Below are 19,275 nucleotides of genomic sequence, written 5' to 3' on the forward strand. Positions count from 1 at the left end.
TAAGGGGGGTTATTGATTGGTTATTCATTGTGAATTCGGATCGAATAATGGCGCTCTGCTTCACAAACGGGAATGAGAAATTTCTCCCTGCAACCAGGAATGACTTAATAGCTGACACGAAAATTCATCTTTCCTAATCTTCCGCCATTTCTCATCCACCTAAAGAAATTACTCGTTCTGCCCTATTACAGATTTTGTCAGAATCGTCACGAGCGCATTTTTATTTAAATGCCATTTAGTAAATCCAATTTTTATTCTTCGCGAGAGAATTGACGAGAGAGTTATGAAAATAAATAAAGTTGCCATTGCCCTGGCCACATTACTGGCAAGCGGCGTTGCATGGTCGCATGGGTATGTAATTGATCCACCGTCTCGTGCGGCATTGTGTAAACAAGGAAAAAATAATCAATGCGATCGCGCAGCGGTATACAACGCTGACAGCATTATCACTTCGGCCGATTTTGCTGGCGATTTCCCGCAAGATGGCAAACTGGCGAGCGGTGGTCTGAAACAGTTTTCGTCATTAAACAGTGAACGTGCGACCCGCTGGGAAAAAAACTCGCTGGATAAAGGCCAGCTGGATATCAGCTGGCAGTTCACGTCGCCGTCGCGCGTTGCAACCTACAAGTATTATCTCACCAAACCTGACTGGCAGCAGCGGCTGGATAGCGCGCATCACCTGACGAGAGACAGCTTTGCCAGCACGCCGTTCTGTGAACACAGCGGCAGCGATGAAAAGGTGCAGGGATTAATCAGCCACAGCTGCCAGCTGCCTGAAAGTCACGGTTATCAGCTTATTTATGCGGTCGCTGACATGGCCAAAGAGATCGATGGTTCACGCGAACGTATTTTTAACGTTATTGATGTCGATATTGATCATATCAAAGTGGGCCGTCCTGCCATCATTAATAGCGAATGGAACAAAGAAATCGCCACGATTGATCGCATCGTCAATGACGTTCCGATGAAAGCCCCGGCCGGTAAAACCATTCTGGTGCGTTTCTTCAGTGATGAAGGCGAACTGACCCTGCGTGAAGGCCAGGTTGCGCTACTTCCGGGCGAAGAAAATGACTGGTCTTATTATGTCGCTGAAACCATTAACGGGAAATATAACGACGTTCGTGCCGGTGTGATGCATGAAAACGGCGTTATCTATCCAGAAAAAGACAAAATCAACAGCATCTTTGTTAAGTCTGACAGCCCGTTAATTCATGCTGAAATTTCTTTTAATTAATTCCCGGTAAAGTTTTCATGAAACGAAAAAATTTAATACTCGTACCCTGCACTCTGGCGCTGCTGATCGGTACCCTTTATTCTGCCACCTCCAGTGCGCATGGCTATCTCGACACACCACCCAGCCGTCAGATTCAGTATTATAACGGCGGCTGGCAGATCAATGCGGTTGAAGGCCCAAAACTCCCGCCTGGCGGGGTAATGACGGGTGATGACGCATCTGAAAACAGCGTTGAATTCCCGGCGCAGGCTTTCGCCAACGGCAACTCCGATCAAAACAACATCGGCGCATTTGCGCTGAGCAACGAACAGTACAAATGGAATCACACCCCGATGAAACCTGGGGTGCAGAATTTCGTCTGGAAATTTTCCGCGCCACACCGTACCACCTATTTCACCTATTTCATCACTAAGCAGGACTGGAAATCCAAACCCGGTTACGGCCAAAAACTGACCCGCGAAATGTTTGAAGACAAACCATTCTGTCATCACATCTGGGGATCAAACCTCGACAGACCCGACGGGACTGTCGTTCATGCCTGTAATATTCCGCAACGTAGCGGTGAGCAGAAAATTTATGCCATCTGGCGTGTGCGCGACACCTCTAACGCCTTCTATTCCATGGCTGACGTGAAATTCGACGGCGACAATACCCCTGGCGGCGACAACGGTGGTGAAGTTGAACAACATAAACCGGTGATTGGCCTGGCGAACGCGCATCTGATCGTCAATCAATCCACCTCATCCGCCGCGTACACCCTTGATGCCTCTGCAACTCAGCACGCAACGCGTTATAAGTGGGAAGTGATCGGCGGTAACAGCAGCAGCTTTATGTTGCAGAAGGCATCGGAAGGCTCGCTCGCCTTCTCGCTGGAAGGGGATGACATCAAAACTGCACGGGCGTGGATTGCCGCCAATTACAGCGGAATCGGCAAATACCGTCTGACTGCCACCAACCAATACGGCTCCGACAGCAAAGAGATTACGGTTGAAGTGAAAGCCCAGGAAGTGCAGCAGAAACCGATTATCACTGTGGCAAAAGAGAAGATTGTCGTGAATCAGTCAGCGGCTAACGAGGGCTACACGCTTGATGCTTCCGGCACCCAGAATGCCACCCACTACAGCTGGGAAGTGATTCAGGGCTTCAGCAACTTCCAGTTGCAGGAGAAAGCACAGATGGCGACCAGCCAGAAACTGGCAGGTCCTGCGCTGTCTGCGCCGCGCGCCTGGGTCGCGGCGAATCACACCGGCACTGGCGTCTATCGTCTGACTGCCAGCAACAAGTATGGCTCGGTAAGCAAAGACATCACGGTTGAAGTGAAAGCAAATCAGCCTGGCGGTGATACCGGCGGTATCGAGGCGTACAGAACGGATGAGCCGTATAAAGTGGCCTGTACCAAAGTCTCCTTTAACGGTCAAATCTGGCAGAACCAGTGGTGGGCAAATGCAGGTCAGGAAACGCCTGGCACCGGCGGCGCCTGGGGCATCTGGCGACTGACAGGAAGCAGCGACAACAGCTGTAAATAAGGGGACGTAATTTGCCCCCATTAAGCAGCCCGTAGCGATAGCTGCGGGCTGCATCCTTTTGTATTGTTAAATAACCTTGTTGCTCATCAATAGATATTCGTACTTAGCTAAATCTTGCATGTGGGTGGTAATAGAACCATCAAGAACTTCAAAAGCCGCCAGATAGTCCCATTTCATATCTTTTGGAACGCTTTGTCTGTGCTTTACCATATACGTTATCAGAGAATAAAGCTTTTCCAGCTCATGTTTATCATCAATCATCCGGTCATAGATTTGCCTGATCTCAGACTCAACCTTTGCAGCCGTTATATTTTCCCTGAAGTTGTCGCCAAAAAAATTCCTCCATTTTTCAATTTTAGCCTGACATTTATCCAGCAGCAGGATTGTTCTGCCCAATACATATTTTTTAATGGCGCTTGGTCCTCTTAAAGCCTTCAGCGCATTCTCCTGCGCCTTTAACTCTTCGGCTCTTTCCTCAACCATTGAACGCTGGATTTTTAATGGCCAGAGATCGATTTTAAGATTGACCGTTTCATTATTACGCGTACTGATAGTAAACTCGCCGACATCCAGCAAATTATATAGCGTGGTATTGTCGAGAGACTCATTATGAAGCGTGCCATTGTTCAAAAACAAGACGTCAGATTCGGCCTGTTGCCAGAGATAATTATCTTTTGGGGAAAGATCTTGTGATGATTTGATAAATATCATGGCACCCACCACCGTTAAGCTGATCGTTGCCAGCCCAATGGTGACGTATTTACACACTGATGAAGACATATTAGCGGGCGAGTTTTTTACATCAACCGCCATATCAATGATATGTTTTTTGTTCTCTGCACCTGCAGATGTTTGCAGAAGTGGTTGTGAACTTGTGGAAGTGGAAGAAATAGCCTGGAAATTAATCATTTTGTATTACCTTTATAGTTTATATTAGGCAATACTAGTAAAATTCAATGGGTTCAGTGGGTTATTGATAAATAATAATCTTCATGGCTTCACCATAAAAATATCACCACGTAAAAATAAATGAATCAGTATTGATTCAGCGCGGCAAAGAGTGATAACGCCATTAATTTCAGACGCTGTATTGCATGATTTCGTGTGAAGAAACTGAAACTGCCCGCGCAGAATCAACCTGAGCGGGCGGGGAGGCAGGAGATTTATTTATTCTTCTGACAATCGATTTTTTCAACCTGACAGAACATAGAATCAGTGCCATTACCGGCTTCGCATTTGGCTTTTACCGCCTGACGGGTTTCCAGCTCCGTACGGCCAAAAGCAGAGTATTCCGTCCCGAAGGTTTTTATTTTACAGAAATAATTGCGGCCGGAACTTTCAGTATTGCCGTTACCTGGGCGATGAAAACCTGGGCGATCGTTTCCGACATTAATATTTATGGTCGGCGAACCCTGAGAAGGGTAGGACGGTTGTTCATGCCCGTCATCCTGCCGTTTGGTGTCGCGTCCCTGCATATAACCATCGCGATAGGCTTGCTGCATCGCATTACGGGAATCTTCAGGACAGTAATTAATATAGTTACTTTCCATCGGGCTACCGGCCATACCATCATTCATCCCACGCGTGAAACTGGTGTTAGCATTACAGGATTTCGGATCAACTAAATCTGACGCCGAAATAGTACAGCCTGACAATAGAGATAAAGTTGCGACCATGATAACGGTACGTTGCACGGTACAAAATTTCATAAAAGTCATCTCAAGGTAAGTTGATAAAATCAGAACGTCGCTTAGCGCGAGCACAGATTTCCGTCCCGTCGCCACTATTTTTCCCACTATGGCACCTGCTTTCCATCAGTCAGGTTCGAAAAATGATCCTCCTCGTGTTTACTATTACTCGATCTTAGGTTTTCCCAGCATTCTGGCCGCAACGTTATACGTCAGCCCGGTTGACGCAAATTTACCCGCTGAGATACCGGGGCAATTAATCTCTAACGCGGATGGCTGAGATTCGCTACCGGGAAAAATAAGCTTTGCCAGCGAGGCAGTAAAAAAATTTCCGGCAGAAAAGGACGCCGTCGTCCTTGTCAGGTCAGGGGGCAGCAAACAGAAATCCACTAAACCTGCCGTCGTGGCACCGACGCCAGTCAGGATAAGATTCAGCCACAGATTCCAGTCGTTAATGGAATAGATTTCCTTACCGCAACTCACACCAAAGTTGTACGAAGATTGAACACCATGCTGCTGGCTACTTATTGACGCCTGGGGGGTAATTCGCACCACGCCTTCGCGCGCAACCTTAATGCCTGCTCCATCCAGTTTATAGCCCTTATTATCGGCTTTACGATTAAACATGATGCTGAATGTCGTTCTGTGCATCCCTGATAATTTGCCACTGAGAGAAAAATGCGCATCCTCTTTAGCAACACCCACCTGTTCCAGCGCTCCCCAGCCCAGTCTCGGCCCCGACCCCAATGTCACGCAAAGATCTGCTGACAATGCCGCAGGCATTTCACGCTGTAACATGCCAATGATGTTTGATTTTTTTAACACCAGACGAGCCTGTGCCGAAATTGTTGTCTGGATTGGAAGGAATCCGCCAGTTTGCGTCGCCCAGGCAACGCCACCCAGCACCACGCTGTTTTCTATTTCCGTGATTTTCTGCATAAATACGGCGAATGTCTGGCTAATTTCCTGTGAGAATTCCTTTCCCATTTTATTTATCATTGTCTGTACCGCCTGATAATATTCAGCATAATCATTTTGCGATTTCGCTAAATCGTCTTTATAGCGGGAAAGGCGTAGATCTTCCTCATCAGAGATAGCGCCGTTATTGTTATATTCCGCGATCTCATTTTTTAAAAAATCCATAAAACATTTCTCTTTCTCACTGCGTAACAGCGCGTCTACCAGATTTTTAACCTGGCGGTGATCTATCCCACAAGGACTGACGATGCTGCCAATTCTTTGCACCAGCTTCTTTCGCGCTCCACCTAATTTCCCCTGAAGATCCGTTATTGCCTCTTCTGTCTTTTCAGTCAGCAGATCTATGGTATTTTTCTCCAGCGACATTCTGGATTCCTGCCATATCTTACCGGCAGTATTCATAATGCTTTTTGGCAACCAGAAAATAGCGTTAAAAATGTCCTTCAGCATACCTGCATTCGAACGCACATCTGCCTGATTATTATCAATGGTGATGACATTTTCTGCCAGACATTGCTGCTGGCGCTTATCAAACTCGTTGAGATGACCAGAGGCCGGGCTGCAATGTAATGCTGCTGCAAAAGAGATACTCATAAAAACATGCCACTCCAGAGAAATTAAACACAACACAGCTTTATATAGACCATCACAATTACCTGCCTTCATTGCTGATATGAATAAAATCCAAAAATTCAATGAAAAAACATACTCACCTCTGAAAACAGCCGCTTCGCAGCCAATTAATCTCAAAAATATATGAGGACATAAAAATGTAATAATCGCTGTACGCTCTTTATCAACTGGCTACGGCACACCGTGGTTAGTCGGGCAAGATGCAGGCGTTGTCGCGGCCCCTTTTGACAGAGACTACGCCAGGTACTCATCTCTATGGTTAGCGCTATGTCATTATTGACAACAACCCATCCGACGACGCCAGAGTTAGCCGGTGCGTTATGATGTCTCCGGGGGCCAGCGGAAAACGGATAATCATCGATAAAATTATGTGTCAGATTTTAAACTGAAAGATTAAATTATTTAACCCCGCTTAACATCAACAATAAATCATATATACCCTAAGATGTGATGATGCAGATCTTCAATTTTAGACCATATGTAAACCAATAAGCGAAGTGAGATAACCGGAGGTTATGTTAATATTTAACCTGCAACATAAAACTATCGCTCCGCTTATTAACCTCACCGGCAAAAACCCTGGAAAAATAATTATTACCCTCTATACCTTCTCGTGAGAGTATTTCTCTCAGCTACGAACCAGGAATTCGTTTGCAGACTAACCATTCGTTCACGGTTAAATAGGTTTATCGCCCTCCTCTTCGCTGAAGGAATTTAATTCCATGAAAAGAATCAAGATAAACTCATCCGTGCTAAAAGGAATGATAGTGATAATCACTCTCCTATTATCCCATTTAGCCTGGGGCCACGGTTCGGTGTCCTACCCTATATCACGCCAGATGCAATGTTATGAAGATGGCGCACTGTGGGGTCCTATTGAATCCGTCCCCAATGCTGGCTGCCGTGCCAGCATACAAATATCGCAACAATACCCTTTTGTGCAATGGGCTGAAGGCGCAGCTAACCCCGACCCACGCGACGATCAGGCCGCCATCAAGCGTGCAGTACCGGATGGCTTGTTATGCGCCGCCGGCGATCCCAAAAAACGTGGCCTTGACGCGCCACAGAATGCGGGCTGGAAGCTCACCACGGTGCCTTCAGGCCAGCCGCTTCAGCTCACCTGGGCAGCCACTGCGCCTCATAATCCGGCGACCTTTCAGGTCTATATCACCCGCCAGGATGCTAATTTTCAAAACCGGGAGCTACGCTGGGATGATCTCACCTTAATCGCCAGCGGCAGTATGCCTCAGCCGGTTCAGGGTACGCGGTATAAAGAGTACAAAATTCCGATCACGTTGCCTGCTAACCGCAGCGGCACCGCCATTCTCTACAGCATCTGGCAACGCATTGATGCGGGTAATGAAGGTTTCTTCAACTGTAGCGACATCAGATTTGAAGGTTCGGCAACCGAACCGGAACAACCGGCACCGACAGATGAATGGCTGGAAGAAAAAGCCTTTATCAGTCACGGCTTCCCCGCAGCGAAAGAGGGTGACCGCATTCGTTTCCGCTTAATGGATGGCAGCAAAGCGAGCGGCGTGGAGTTGGTCGATATCAATATTCCCATCACGGCGAATAACGAAAGCCATTTCCGCTGGGCAGAAGAACTGGCTAATGCCCTCAACAGCCAGGATAAATACCTGCAGATTGGGGTGAAAAATGGTAACCAGATCCACTTTGAGAGCGATCCCGATCGTATCTACCAAAACCTGGTCTGGGTGAAAGACACGCGCAACACCAGCTATATGGAATATATGAAACCGGACGTCCCTGAAGAAGGACCGAATCCCGGCCCCGGACCGGATAACGGCACGGTGAAGGTCTGGCCTGACGGTATCGGTAATTACAAACTTGGTGAAACCGTGGTCAAAGGCAAAGATGGTAACTTGTGGCGCTGCCGTCCTTTCCCACAGGGCGGATGGTGCAATATCAACCACCCTGCTTATGAACCCGGCGGCGCCAACATGGCCAAAGAGGAAAGCGCCCAGGCCTGGGAACGGGTGAAATAAGTTCAGACGACGTACAACGCGGCCTGCCTTGCGTAATTTTTAAGGCAGGCCGCGGTTGATTTAGTCCGGCCAGCGCGTTAACGAACCATTATCAAACAGGCTGGACTGGCAGGCGACCGTGCCGATAATGGGAACCGTAAATTTCACCCTCGACATGTCCGTTTTATTGCCATAACGATCTTTGAAGTAAAGGAAATACTCCAGCGTCGAGTTTCGCTCGACCGGCAAATCCTTGATGATGCCAGCGGCGGCACTGGCCTGCATCTCCCTGCCATAATAAGCAACCATCGTCACTTCATCCCCCACGTTCGCCATATTCCATCTCACCTGGCCGCCCGGCGGCGGATTGAGTGTACAGCTCTCGCCATAAAAGGCGGCGCGCGGCAGCATGACCGGATTAACACTTGCCGTCGGCGAACTCGTCACCGCGGTTCCGCTAATGCCGTTCAGGTTTTTAGGCGTGACGGTGACCGTCAAGGTTTTGCCTGGATTATTTCGCCTTACCGTATAGCTGCGTCCTGTGGCACCGGAAATAGCGCTGCCATTGAGTGACCACTGGAAGGTGGTGCCCGATTCCGCCGATCCGCCATTCGCCTGCCAGCTGTAATTCGCCGTCAGCGTTTTGCTCACCGTCGGGTCGCCACTGATCGCCACATTGGTCACGCCAGGAGTCGCATGGCGCACCATGATCGGGTCGCTGAAAATTTCCGTACCGGACAATGGCGGGTTGCTCCCTTTGGGCGTTACCCCGACCCGTACTTCATATCCGTCATAGCTATCGTCCGGGGTGAATAATCGTGTTTTCGCATCGGCACGTTGAGATTCGGCCCAGCGTCCTCCCGGCGCTCGCCAGTACCACTGATGCGTGGATCGGTCAGATCCCGTTCCCGCCGCATCGAAACCGCCGTAGATGGCGGTGAGCCGCTGGTTGGTTGCCACTGTGCCATTCGGCGTAACGCTGACGTAGGCAATCGACGGCGTGCCATAGAAGATGACCTGGGTGATCACCTCGGCACTGCTAGCCACACGCGCCCCCGGATTGTAGATACCCACCCTCTGCTGGCTATAACCCTCCCATGTCGCCACGCCGTTGATATCCGTCGCCAGCTGCTGGATGGTCAGGCCCCCGGCTTTTTCCACGAATTTGACCACCACACTCGACACCACGTTGCCGTACTGATCCCTGACCGTAGCCTTCAGCGCCACCCTGGTATGGGTCTGCGCCGTCTCCGATGCTGGCTCCAGGGTAGTCACCCGTGCGCTGAGGGAGTCCGCCGTGAAGTTGACCAGGGTATCCACCTCCGCGCCCGCCGCCACTCGCGCCGCCGGTTGATAAACCGCCATCGTCGTCTGCGTGTAATCGGGATAGGATGCCTCGCCGTTTTCATTGGTGGTCAGCGTCTTCAGCACCGTTCCGCCTTTTACGCTCAGGAAATTTACCGGGACATTGCGCACCGGATTGCCGTACCTGTCCTGCACCAATGCCGTCAGATTCACCGGCTTCCCGGCTGAGGCCCTCGCGGGGGACGCCACCAGCGTCCTTACCGATGCGCTGTTCAGATCTGGCGTAAAGGTCACGCTCACGTCCCTGGCAAGACCGCCCGGCACGCGCGCTGCGGGAAGGTAACGTCCCGCTGTCGTCTGGCTGTAACCCGCCAGGGAGACCTCACCCTGCGCATTGGTGGTCAGGGTTGCCAGCTCCGTCCCTGCCGTGGCGGCGCTGAGGAATTGCACGTCGGTATTCGCCAGCGGGTTGCCGTGCTTATCCTGCACCGTCGCCGTCAGCGTCACTTCGCTGCCAACCACCACCGTGGCGGGACTGGCTGTCAGCTGCGTGACCTGCGCGGCCGCGCTGTCTGCCACCCAGTTCAGGGTTTTCGTTTGTTTCTCTGATGGGTTTTCCGCCAGCGTAGCGGTGACGTCATAGCGACCCGGCGCGCCCTGTTCTTTGCCTGCCCTGATGTTCAGCACCGCCTCCGCCAGTCCGTCTGCACCGGTTTCGACGCCTGCGGCCTCAGTCATCACCGCCGGGTGATCATTGGTGAAATCCACCAGCACGCCTGCCAGCGGATCACCCGCCAGGTTGGTCACCCGTGCCGTCAATATGACGTCACCGCCCACCACCGGTTTTTCGCTACTGGCCCCAATTGATACCAGCGTCGGCACCGGCAGCAGGGTTACGCTGTCGCTATCCTGTGCGGCGCCAGACACCACCGTCACCGTCAGCGCGCCGTTTCTGGTCGGCAGCCTGACCGTGGCAGAGCCTGTCCCCTGTGCGTTGGTCATTGCGTCCTGCTGCGGCACGATCTCTCCTGCCGGGCCTGTCACTTTCCACTTCAGCGCGGCCGCCGGCACCGGGTTGCTGTGCGCATCTTTCGCCGTGACCGTCCAGCTCACCGACGTCCTGCCGTCCGCCAGCAGATCCCCGCTAAAGTTACGCGCCAGTGACAGCGAGGCGACCTCACCCGACGTAAAGGTCACCCTGGTGTCGAGCGCCGGACCGCTGCCTGCGCGGGCCGCCGGATGATAGTCGCCGGTTGTCTGCCGGGAGTAGCCATAGGTCGCCACGCCAGCCGCATCGGTCGCCACCGGCTCGCCCAGCGCCGTTCCGGTTTTGCTGCTGAGGAAACTCACCAGCGCCTGGCCATTTTTCACCCGGTTGCCATATTTATCCTGCACCGTTGCCTGTAACGTTACCTGAGCGCCCGCCACCGCCGTGGCGGGTTCGGCTTTGAGATCAGTCACCTGCGCGCTGGCAGCATCCGCCAGCAAGCCGATCATCGCTTCATCCCCTTTTTCGCTGCTGCCGTTTAATGCCGCCGACACGGTCCATTTCTCCGGTTCGGCGCTGCGCGGCGATACCAGGGTAAAGGTCGCTTTACCATTGCTATCAGTTTGATAAACGGTGGTTTTACCGGCGCTGGTGATTTGCAGCGCTACGTTCTCCATCGCCGCATCATCCTCATCGGTGACCTGAACGGTGAAATCGTTATTGGTCCCTACGGTGGTCTGTTGTGGCGGATTGATAAACTTCACGTTGGTCGCCGTGCTGAAGATGATGGCTAACGGCAGCGACTTTCTGCTGGTGTCGCTGCTGGCCCTGGCGGCGGGTGCGTCAGGTTGCAGTGCGGCGACGATGATGTCTTCGCCGCTGGCGATCACATCGCTGAATTTCACCAGCGACACGCCGTTGCTGTTGGTCATTTGCCGCGTATGCTCCAGCTTACCCAGCGCCGGATTGCTGTGCGACCAGTACACCGGCTGGTCAGCCACCGGTTTACCCTCGCTATCCCGCACGATCGCTTCAAAGAACAGGGTACCGGTTTCACCCGCTTTGAATTTTACCCGCCCCTGCGCCAGGATCTCACCGTTGCCGGTGAGACCGGCAATGTTCAGGCTGTTGAGGATCAGTTGCGGACCCGACTGCCGGGCGTTGCCCGGCGTGCCGCGCAGGCCCGCTTTATTTACCGGCGTCACTTCGTACACCAGCGTTTTGCCGACGTCGGCGCCGGATAACGCGTACCGGGCGCTGGCGGATAATGTTTGTTCCGGTGCCTCCTCGCGATACCAGCGCTGGGCGGTTTCACCCTCGTCTTCCCCTTCATTACTGACAAAGGTGTAGCTGCCGCTCAGGGTGCTGCCGATGGCGGAATCACCGCTGATTCGGACATTCGTCACCGCTGGTGCAAAATCCCCCGGCTGGATCGTCAGCCGGTATTCCGCCCGGCTATACAGCCTCTTCTGGCTGGCGTCCTGATACTCCTCGGCGGAAATGGTCACTTCACCGCGTTTCAGCGGCGCCACCGTACCGCCCTGCGCGTTCACCACCTCGGCCACCTCCGGCTGGCTGGAGTGATAGACGATAAAGCCGCCGCGCCCGCCTTTCACCGCATGGATAAAGGGCGCGCTGCCCGCTCTGGTGGACAGCGACGCCGGTTCAAAATAGAGCCGCAGATCTTTTTCGCGCTGCTGATACGTCAGCACAATATTGTTGTTGCGGCTGACAAAATCGTGGCGCGCCTGTTTCAGATCGGGCAGCACGGCGGCGGCGGCGGGATCGAGCATCTGCGCCAGGGTGCGGCCAAACTGCCAGTTAAGGTTGAGGCCGAGGCGGGATTCATCGTTCTGCCCGCTGATGGCGCTGTGCTCCGCCGCCAGATCCAGCAGCGGGACCGGCTGCCAGCGGGTAGCCAGCGTCACGCCGCGCGGATTGCGGCTCGCCTGGCTGCGCGTGCCGGTGACGTCCACTTTGTCGCCGTACCACTGAAACCAGGTGCCTTTGACGCCAATTTGCCGGGTCAGCGCCGCTTCGACGGAGAGATCCCAGCCGCGTGCCGGGCGTTCATACAGATCGTAAAACAGCGGGTTGTCATTCAGATTGTCATCATGCGACAGACGCCAGTCGCTTAGCGGAAGATAGTAGTTAAGCGAGGTGCGCACACTTTCGCCCCATAGCTCCCCGCCCACGCCGAGACGGCTGTGACGGCGGCTGAGATCGCGGTCATAAAAGAGGTTGCTGCCCGCCATCCAGCGATCGTTCAGTTGATGGCGGTAGCCCAGCCCGACGTTGAACTGATTGCGCCCGTTCCAGCGATGGTAGCTGAACTGGCTAAACAGCGTGCTGTCTTGCCAGTCCATCAGCGGATAGAAGTAGTCCAGCCCGAGATCGCGGCTGTGGCTGGCGGAAATCCCGCTATCAAGGGAGACCCGCGCTTTGGCCCCGCCCATATTGAGCCAGCGTTCCACTTCCGCCGTCAGCGCGCTGTTCACGACGCTGCCCGCCATACCGCGCGCCGCGCTACCGCCGCCACCCTGCTGCGCTGCGCCCCAGAACTGTGCCATCTGATCGCGCAGCGGCTGATTTTCATCTGCTGCGCTGCTGGCAGGAACCTGCATCGTCTGAGTATAGGGATCGTAAAGCGGCGTGCGGACACCCGCCCCGCTTACCGGCGCAGGCAGGGAAACAACCATTAAGGTGAACAGATAATGAAATAAAAAAATCAGGCTTTGGCAGCGCAGATAAGGGGAAATCGTCCGTTGATTCATAGTTCGTTCCAGGCACATTGGGGGTCACGTCCCTGAACCTGAAGTCGTTCAGGAATTCCTTTCCGCTGCGATTGTTCTGCACTTAAGAACAGCGAGCTATACCCCGGTAGTGATAATCACATTAATTTATTGTGATTACCTGAAACTACCCTGATGATTTTTACCCGAACGGGCAGATCAAACCGGCCCTGCATGGCACGATAAAAAGCGTCGCGACAGCAGGGCCAGTTTTCAGCCAAAAAAAAGCCATTGTCTGCGTTAAAACAGACAATGGCTTGTTGTCACATTACTTAGTCAGGCCAGCGAGAGAAGGTTCCCGTGTCTGAGAAGGTTGTCTCACACAGACCAGCAAATGACCTGGCGAATTTGACTTTCGACGCATTGGTTCTGTTGCCATACCTATCGCTAAAGTAGATGACATACTCAAAGGTCTGCCCCGCAGTTAAAACCGGATTCATCACAATCTGCCCCCTTGACGCTGCGGTGGACCCTCCCCCCTGAGTCCCGGAGTTGGCACGATCGGCATACATCGCGACGTCATCCTTAGCATTGCTCATACTCCAGTTGATCTGATTGCCGGCATTGCTACAGCTGCCGCCATTAAATGCCGCAACAGGTAACACGACAGGATTCACATTCGCTGTCGGCGAGCTGGTGACGCTATCTCCGGCTATTCCGCGCTGATTTTTTGGCGTCACTGTTACCGTCACCGGCTTACCTGGGTTATCCCGCAACACCGTGTAGGTTTTCCCGGTCGCCCCCGGAATGACGTTGCCATCCAGATACCATTGCAATTCCGTGCCGGATTCCGCTGCGCCGCCATTCCCCTGCCAGGTGTAACTGGCCGTCAGCGTTTTCGTGACTGTCGGATCGCCACTGATAGCGACATTGATCACTGACGGCGCAATATGCTGGATGGTTACCGCATCACTGAATATCTCATCACCTTTGACCTCCTGCGCGCTGCCCTTCGGTGTCACACCCACGCGCACGTAAGTACCTGCAAAGGTGTTATTCGGTGTGAACGCCTGCTGCACGGCGTTATCAATGATCTGCCAGTTGCCGTTGCCGGTCTGGCTCCAGTACCACTGATAGCGTGAATCGTTCGCACCCGTTGCCTGTGAGACAAAGCCATTGATGGTGGCCGTCAGCGGCTGGTTCACCTTCACCGTCGGACCCGGCGCGACGGTAACCGACGCAATCGCTGGCGTGCCGTACAGACTCACCGCACTGCTGTACTGCTCCTCGCCTTTGATCTCCTGATCGCTGCCCTTCGGCGTTACGCCAACCCGCACGTCATAGCCGATATAGTCGTTATTCGGCGTGAACCCATTCTGCACGGCGTTATCAATAGCCTGCCAGTCGCTGGTGCCGGTCTGGCGCCAGTACCACTGATAGCGTGAATCGTTCGCACCCGTTGCCTGCGAAGTAAAGCCATTGATGGTGGCCGTCAGCGGCTGGTTTACCTTCACCGTCGGACCCGGCGCGACGTTAACCGACGCAATCGCGGGCGTGCCGTACAGGCTTACCGCACTGCTGTACTTCTCCTCACCTTTGATCTCCTGATCGCTGCCCTTCGGCGTTACGCCAACCCGCACGTCATAGCCGATATAGTCGTTATTTGACGTGAACTCATTCTGCACGGCGTTATCAATGGCCTGCCAGTCGCTGGTGCCGGTCTGACGCCAGTACCACTGATAGCGCGAATCGTCGGCCCCGGTCCCTTTGGCAAGGAATCCGCTGTAGACTGCCCGCAATGGTTGATTCACCTTTGCGCTGCCACTCGCCGAGACGTTCACGCTGGTGATTGAGGGTTCGCCGTAAATAGCCACCGCATCGCTGAACTGCTCGACGCCCGTCACGTCCTGCTCGCTCCCTTTCGGCGTCACCCGCACGCGCACGCTAAAGCCTGGATAGGTTATATCCGGCGTGAAGGTTTTCTGTTCGGCACCTTTAATCAGGGTCCAGTTGGTACCCGCTGTCGGGCGGAAGAACCACTGATACAGAGAGGCGTCTTCACCCGTCCCCTGGGCATCAAAGCCCCGGATGCTGGCGGTGAGCGCCACTTCCGCCTTAACCGTTCCCGCTGGCGTCACGTCTACAGCGGCAATAGCTGGCGTTCCCCACAATGTCACCGTGGTATCCTGCGCGGCCGAGTTATTGACGCGCGCTGCCGGGTAATAGGCACCCGCCGCCTGCTGCATGTAACCAAACGTCGCCATACCCCTGGCGTTGGTTGCCACCGGCGTACCCAGCGCACTGCCCGTGGCGCTGCTCAGGAAGCTGACCTGTGCCATGCCATCGCTCAGCGGGTTGCCATATTTATCCTTCACCGTTGCGGTCAGCGTCACTTGCGTGCCTGCCGCTGCCCTGTCCGGACTGGCGTTAAGGGTGGTGACCTGCGGGCTTGCTGCGTCTGCGATAAACACCACGGGCGTTCCCAGCGCGGCACCGCCACTCACCCGTGCTGCTGGTTGATACTCACCCGCCGTAGTCTGTGAATATTCCGGCCAGGTGCTCTCGCCTTTTCCATTGGTGGCAAGTTTCGTCAGCACCGTGCCGCCGGTGACCGCGCTGAGGAATTCGACATCAGCATTCGCCATCGGGTTGCCATGCTTATCCTGCACCGTGGCGGTCAGCGTCACGGGTGCACCCACGACCGCCGTAGCCGGGCTGGCTTTCAGTGCAGTAACCTGCACCGTCGTGCCGTCCACCACCCAGTTCAGCGTCTGCGTCTTTGTCTCCGACGGTTTCTCCGGCAAGGTCGCCGTTACCACATAGCGGCCCGGTGCGCCCAGTTCTTTGCCGGTGCTGATATTCAGTACGGCCTGCGCCTCGCCGTTGTCGTTGGTTTTTACGCCTGGCACATCCGCCATGACGTCGGAGTGATCGCTGCTGAAATCCACCAGCACGCCTGCCAGCGGTTTGCCCGCCAGGCTGGTCACCTTCGCCGTCAGCGTCACGTCGCTGCCGACCACCGGGTTGCTGCTGCTGGTGGTCAGCGATGCCAGTTGCAGGACCGGCAGCAGCGTGACGCTGTCGTCTTGCTTCACCGCACCCGACGACACCGCTATTTTCAGCGCACCGTTGGTGGTCGGCAGCGTGATGGTTGCCGACCCTGTACCGCTGGCGCTGGTGGTTGCGTCTTTCTGCGCGACGATCTCTCCGGCCGGGCCATTGACCTCCCAGACCAGCGGCGCGTCCGGCACCCGATTGCCATGTTCATCCTTCGCCGTCACCGTCCAGCTCACCGGCGTGGTACCGTCGGCCAGTAAATTGCCGCTGAAGTTGCGCGCCAGCGTCAGCGTCGCCACGCTGTCTGCCGCGAAGGCCACCGGGGTGTCCTTCGCCGTACCGCTGCCCACGCGCGCCGCCGGGCGATAGTTACCCTCGACGGTTTGCGAGTAGCCGGGGTATGACGCCTGTCCCTGCGCATTGGTGGCGGCGTTGACCAGCGTCGTACCACCGGTGATGGCGCTCAGGAAACTCACATCCACATCCGCTACCGGATTGCCATGCTTATCCTGCACCGTGGCGGTCAGCGCCACCGGTGCACCCACGACCGCCGTCGCCGGGCTGGCTTTCAGATCAATCACCTGCGCACTGGCTTTATCCGCCAGCAGCCCAATCACCGCGTCATCACCTTTTTCTGTGCTGCCGGTCAGGGATGCCGCCACCCGCCATTGCACAGGCTCGGTAGTCTGGGGAGCCGTCAGAGTAAAGGTCGCTTTACCGTCTTTGTCGGTTTCATAGCGGGTGGTATTGCCAACACTGGTGATATCGATCGCTACCTTTTCTACCGCCACATGATCTTCATCGGTCACCTGCACGGTAAAGCCGGTATCTGTGCCCACCATGACCTGTTGCGGCGGGTCGATAAATTTCACGTTAGTTGCGGCGCTGAAGGTGATGGCCAGCGGCAGCGATTTCGTCGTCTCAGTACCGTTCAGGGTTTTGACTGCGATGGCGTCCGGCAGCAGGGAGGCCACGATAAGGTCTTCACCGCCGACGGTGATGTCGCTGAATTTCACCAGCGACTCCCCTTTGCTGTTGGTCATCTGCCGGGCCTGATCCAGCCTGCCCAGCGCCGGGTTGCTGTGTGACCAGTACACCGGCTGATCTGCCACCGGATTACCGTCTTTGTCCACCACCGAGGCTTCAAAGAACAGCAAACCGGTTTCACCCGCTTTGAATTTAATCTGACCGCTGGTCTGACGTTCGCCGCCGCCGCCGTTGACGGCGGTAAGTGCCAGACTTTGCAGCGTCAGCTGCGGCCCTGTCTGCTGCGCGCTGCCCGGCGAACCGCGCAGGCCCGCCTTATTCACTGGCGTCACTTCGTAAACCAGCGTTTTGCCGACGTCGGCGGCCGTCTGCTGATACTGCGCGCTGTCCGACAGCACCTCTTGCGGCGCCTCTGCGCGATACCAGCGCTGAGTAGTTGCGCCTTCATCTTCTCCTTCATTACTGACAAAGGTGTAGCTGCCGCTCAGGGTGCCGCCGATGGCGGAATCGCCGCTGATCTGAACATCCGTCACCGCTGGCGCGAAGTCGCCCGGCTGAATGGTCAGACGGTATTCCGCCCGGCTGTACAGCTTCGTCCGGCTGGCATCCTGATACTCCTCGGCGGAAATGGTCACCTCACCGCGTTTCAGCGGCGCCACCGTACCGCCCTGCTCATTCACCACCTGCGCCACCTCCGGCTGGCTGGAGTGATAGACGATAAAGCCGCCGCGGCCCCCTTTTACCGCGTGAATAAAGGGCGCGCTGCCCGCTCTGGTGGTCAGCGATGTCGGTTCAAAATAGAGCCGCAGATCTTTTTCGCGCTGCTGATACGCCAGCACGATGTTGTTGTTGCGGCTGACAAAATCGTGGCGCGCCTCTTTCAGCCCGGACAGCACGACCGCGGCGGCGGGATCGAGCATCTGCGCCAGGCTGCGGCCAAACTGCCAGTTAAGGCTGAGGCCGAGGCGGGAATCATCGTTCTGCCCGCTGATGGTGCTGTGCTCCGCGCTGAGGCTCAGCAGCGGCACCGGCTGCCAGCTGGCGCCCAGCGTCACGCCGTGCGGATCGCGGCTCGCCTGGCTGCGCGTGCCGGTGACGTCCACTTTGTCGCCGTACCACTGGAACCAGGTGCCTTTGACGGCAATCTGCCGGGTCAGCGCCGCTTCGGCGGAGAGATCCCAGCCGCGCGCCGGACGTTCGTACAGATCGTAAAGCAGCGGGTTGTCATTCAGATTGTCATCATGCGACAGACGCCAGTCGCTCAGCGGAAGATAGTAGTTAACCGAGGTGCGCAGGCGGTCGCCCCACAGCTCTCCGCCTGCGCCGAGACGGCTGTGACGGCGGCTGATATCGCGGTCATAAAAGACATTGCTGCCCGCCATCCAGTGGTCACTGAGGTCGTAGCGGTAGCCCAGACCGACGTTGAACTGGTTGCGATCGTTCCAGCGGTGGAAGCTGAGCTGGGTAAACAGCGTGCTGTCTTGCCAGTCCATCAGCGGATAGAAGTAGTCCAGCCCGGCATCGCGACCGTGGCTGCCTGAAATGCCGCTATCAAGCGTGACCCGCGCTCTGGCGCCGCCCATATTGAGCCAGCTTTCCACTTCCGCCGTCAGCGCGCTGTTCACGGCGCTGCCCGCCATGCCGCGCGCTGCGTCACCGGCACTGCCCTGCTGTGCGGAACCCCAGAACTGCGTCATACGATCGCGCAGCGGCTGCGCATCTTCAGTGGCACTGTTTTGGGAAGGCTCCTGTTTCAGGATCGCCGGGAGCAGCACCGTCTGACCGCGCAGGTTATTCAGCTGTTGCGCCGTCTTGTAGGGGCGATTCAGATTACGCAGCTGTTCCAGCGACAGATGATGGCGGAACGCCACTACCGCAGGATCGTCATCCTTCGCTAGCGTATAGAGCTGCACAACCGACAAACCCTGCATAGTCGCAGGATTGTACGGCAACAGCAGCCACTCTTTCGACCGTAACCCCGCTCTGGTGCTGAGCTGCTTCTGTTCACGGGCTATCTCGTCAGCAGCGAAATGGAACTGTTCACCCAGCGCCGCCAGCGTTTTCCCTGATGCGTTATGCCAGCTGACATAGTACGGGCCGGACTCAGCTGACAGCGATGCGCGAACATTCTCCCCCGCACGGGCATTCACAGGCAGGGA

The 19,275-nt window shown here is 55.2% G+C and carries 8 protein-coding genes; 3 read left to right on the forward strand and 5 right to left on the reverse strand.

Annotation, left to right across the window (positions count from 1 at the left end):
- Positions 1 to 283: 283 nt before the first annotated feature.
- Both AC6I8V_RS25750 and AC6I8V_RS25755 read left to right on the forward strand, forming a co-directional pair.
- Positions 284 to 1,234, forward strand: coding sequence for a lytic polysaccharide monooxygenase (locus tag AC6I8V_RS25750; RefSeq protein ID WP_497846776.1), 951 nt, complete (start codon positions 284 to 286; stop codon positions 1,232 to 1,234).
- A 17-nt stretch (positions 1,235 to 1,251) separates the two neighbouring features.
- On the forward strand, positions 1,252 to 2,760 hold the full coding sequence (locus AC6I8V_RS25755) for a lytic polysaccharide monooxygenase (protein ID WP_497846777.1): 1,509 nt from the start codon (positions 1,252 to 1,254) through the stop codon (positions 2,758 to 2,760).
- Positions 2,761 to 2,826: 66 nt separating this feature from the next.
- Here AC6I8V_RS25755 and AC6I8V_RS25760 read toward each other — a convergent pair whose 3' ends face one another.
- The 3 genes from AC6I8V_RS25760 to AC6I8V_RS25770 form a co-directional block, all read right to left on the reverse strand.
- Positions 2,827 to 3,669: a hypothetical protein gene (locus AC6I8V_RS25760; protein ID WP_497846778.1), complete on the reverse strand. Its 843-nt coding sequence runs from the start codon at positions 3,667 to 3,669 to the stop codon at positions 2,827 to 2,829.
- 254 nt (positions 3,670 to 3,923) lie between these two features.
- Positions 3,924 to 4,556 carry a hypothetical protein gene (locus tag AC6I8V_RS25765; protein WP_497846779.1) on the reverse strand — a complete coding sequence of 211 codons (633 nt, stop codon included), beginning with the start codon at positions 4,554 to 4,556 and terminating at the stop codon, positions 3,924 to 3,926.
- A 57-nt stretch (positions 4,557 to 4,613) separates the two neighbouring features.
- Entirely contained in the window at positions 4,614 to 6,020 is a 1,407-nt protein-coding gene (locus AC6I8V_RS25770; RefSeq protein ID WP_497846780.1) for an SF-assemblin family protein, read from the reverse strand.
- Positions 6,021 to 6,820: 800 nt separating this feature from the next.
- Between AC6I8V_RS25770 and AC6I8V_RS25775 the strand changes: the two genes are divergently transcribed.
- Positions 6,821 to 8,068 (forward strand): lytic polysaccharide monooxygenase, encoded by a 1,248-nt coding sequence (locus tag AC6I8V_RS25775; protein WP_497846781.1) that lies wholly within the window; start codon positions 6,821 to 6,823, stop codon positions 8,066 to 8,068.
- Positions 8,069 to 8,128: 60 nt separating this feature from the next.
- On the opposite strand, the gene AC6I8V_RS25780 is transcribed toward AC6I8V_RS25775, so the two are convergent.
- Together AC6I8V_RS25780 and AC6I8V_RS25785 are read right to left on the reverse strand one after the other, a co-directional pair.
- Positions 8,129 to 13,114, reverse strand: coding sequence for an inverse autotransporter beta domain-containing protein (locus AC6I8V_RS25780; RefSeq protein WP_497846782.1), 4,986 nt, complete (start codon positions 13,112 to 13,114; stop codon positions 8,129 to 8,131).
- A 290-nt stretch (positions 13,115 to 13,404) separates the two neighbouring features.
- Positions 13,405 to 19,266 (reverse strand): inverse autotransporter beta domain-containing protein, encoded by a 5,862-nt coding sequence (locus tag AC6I8V_RS25785; RefSeq protein ID WP_497846783.1) that lies wholly within the window; start codon positions 19,264 to 19,266, stop codon positions 13,405 to 13,407.
- Between the last annotated feature and the right edge of the window lie 9 nt (positions 19,267 to 19,275).

It is taken from the genome of Pantoea sp. X-Soil-TKNS-1207 (genome assembly GCF_059730485.1).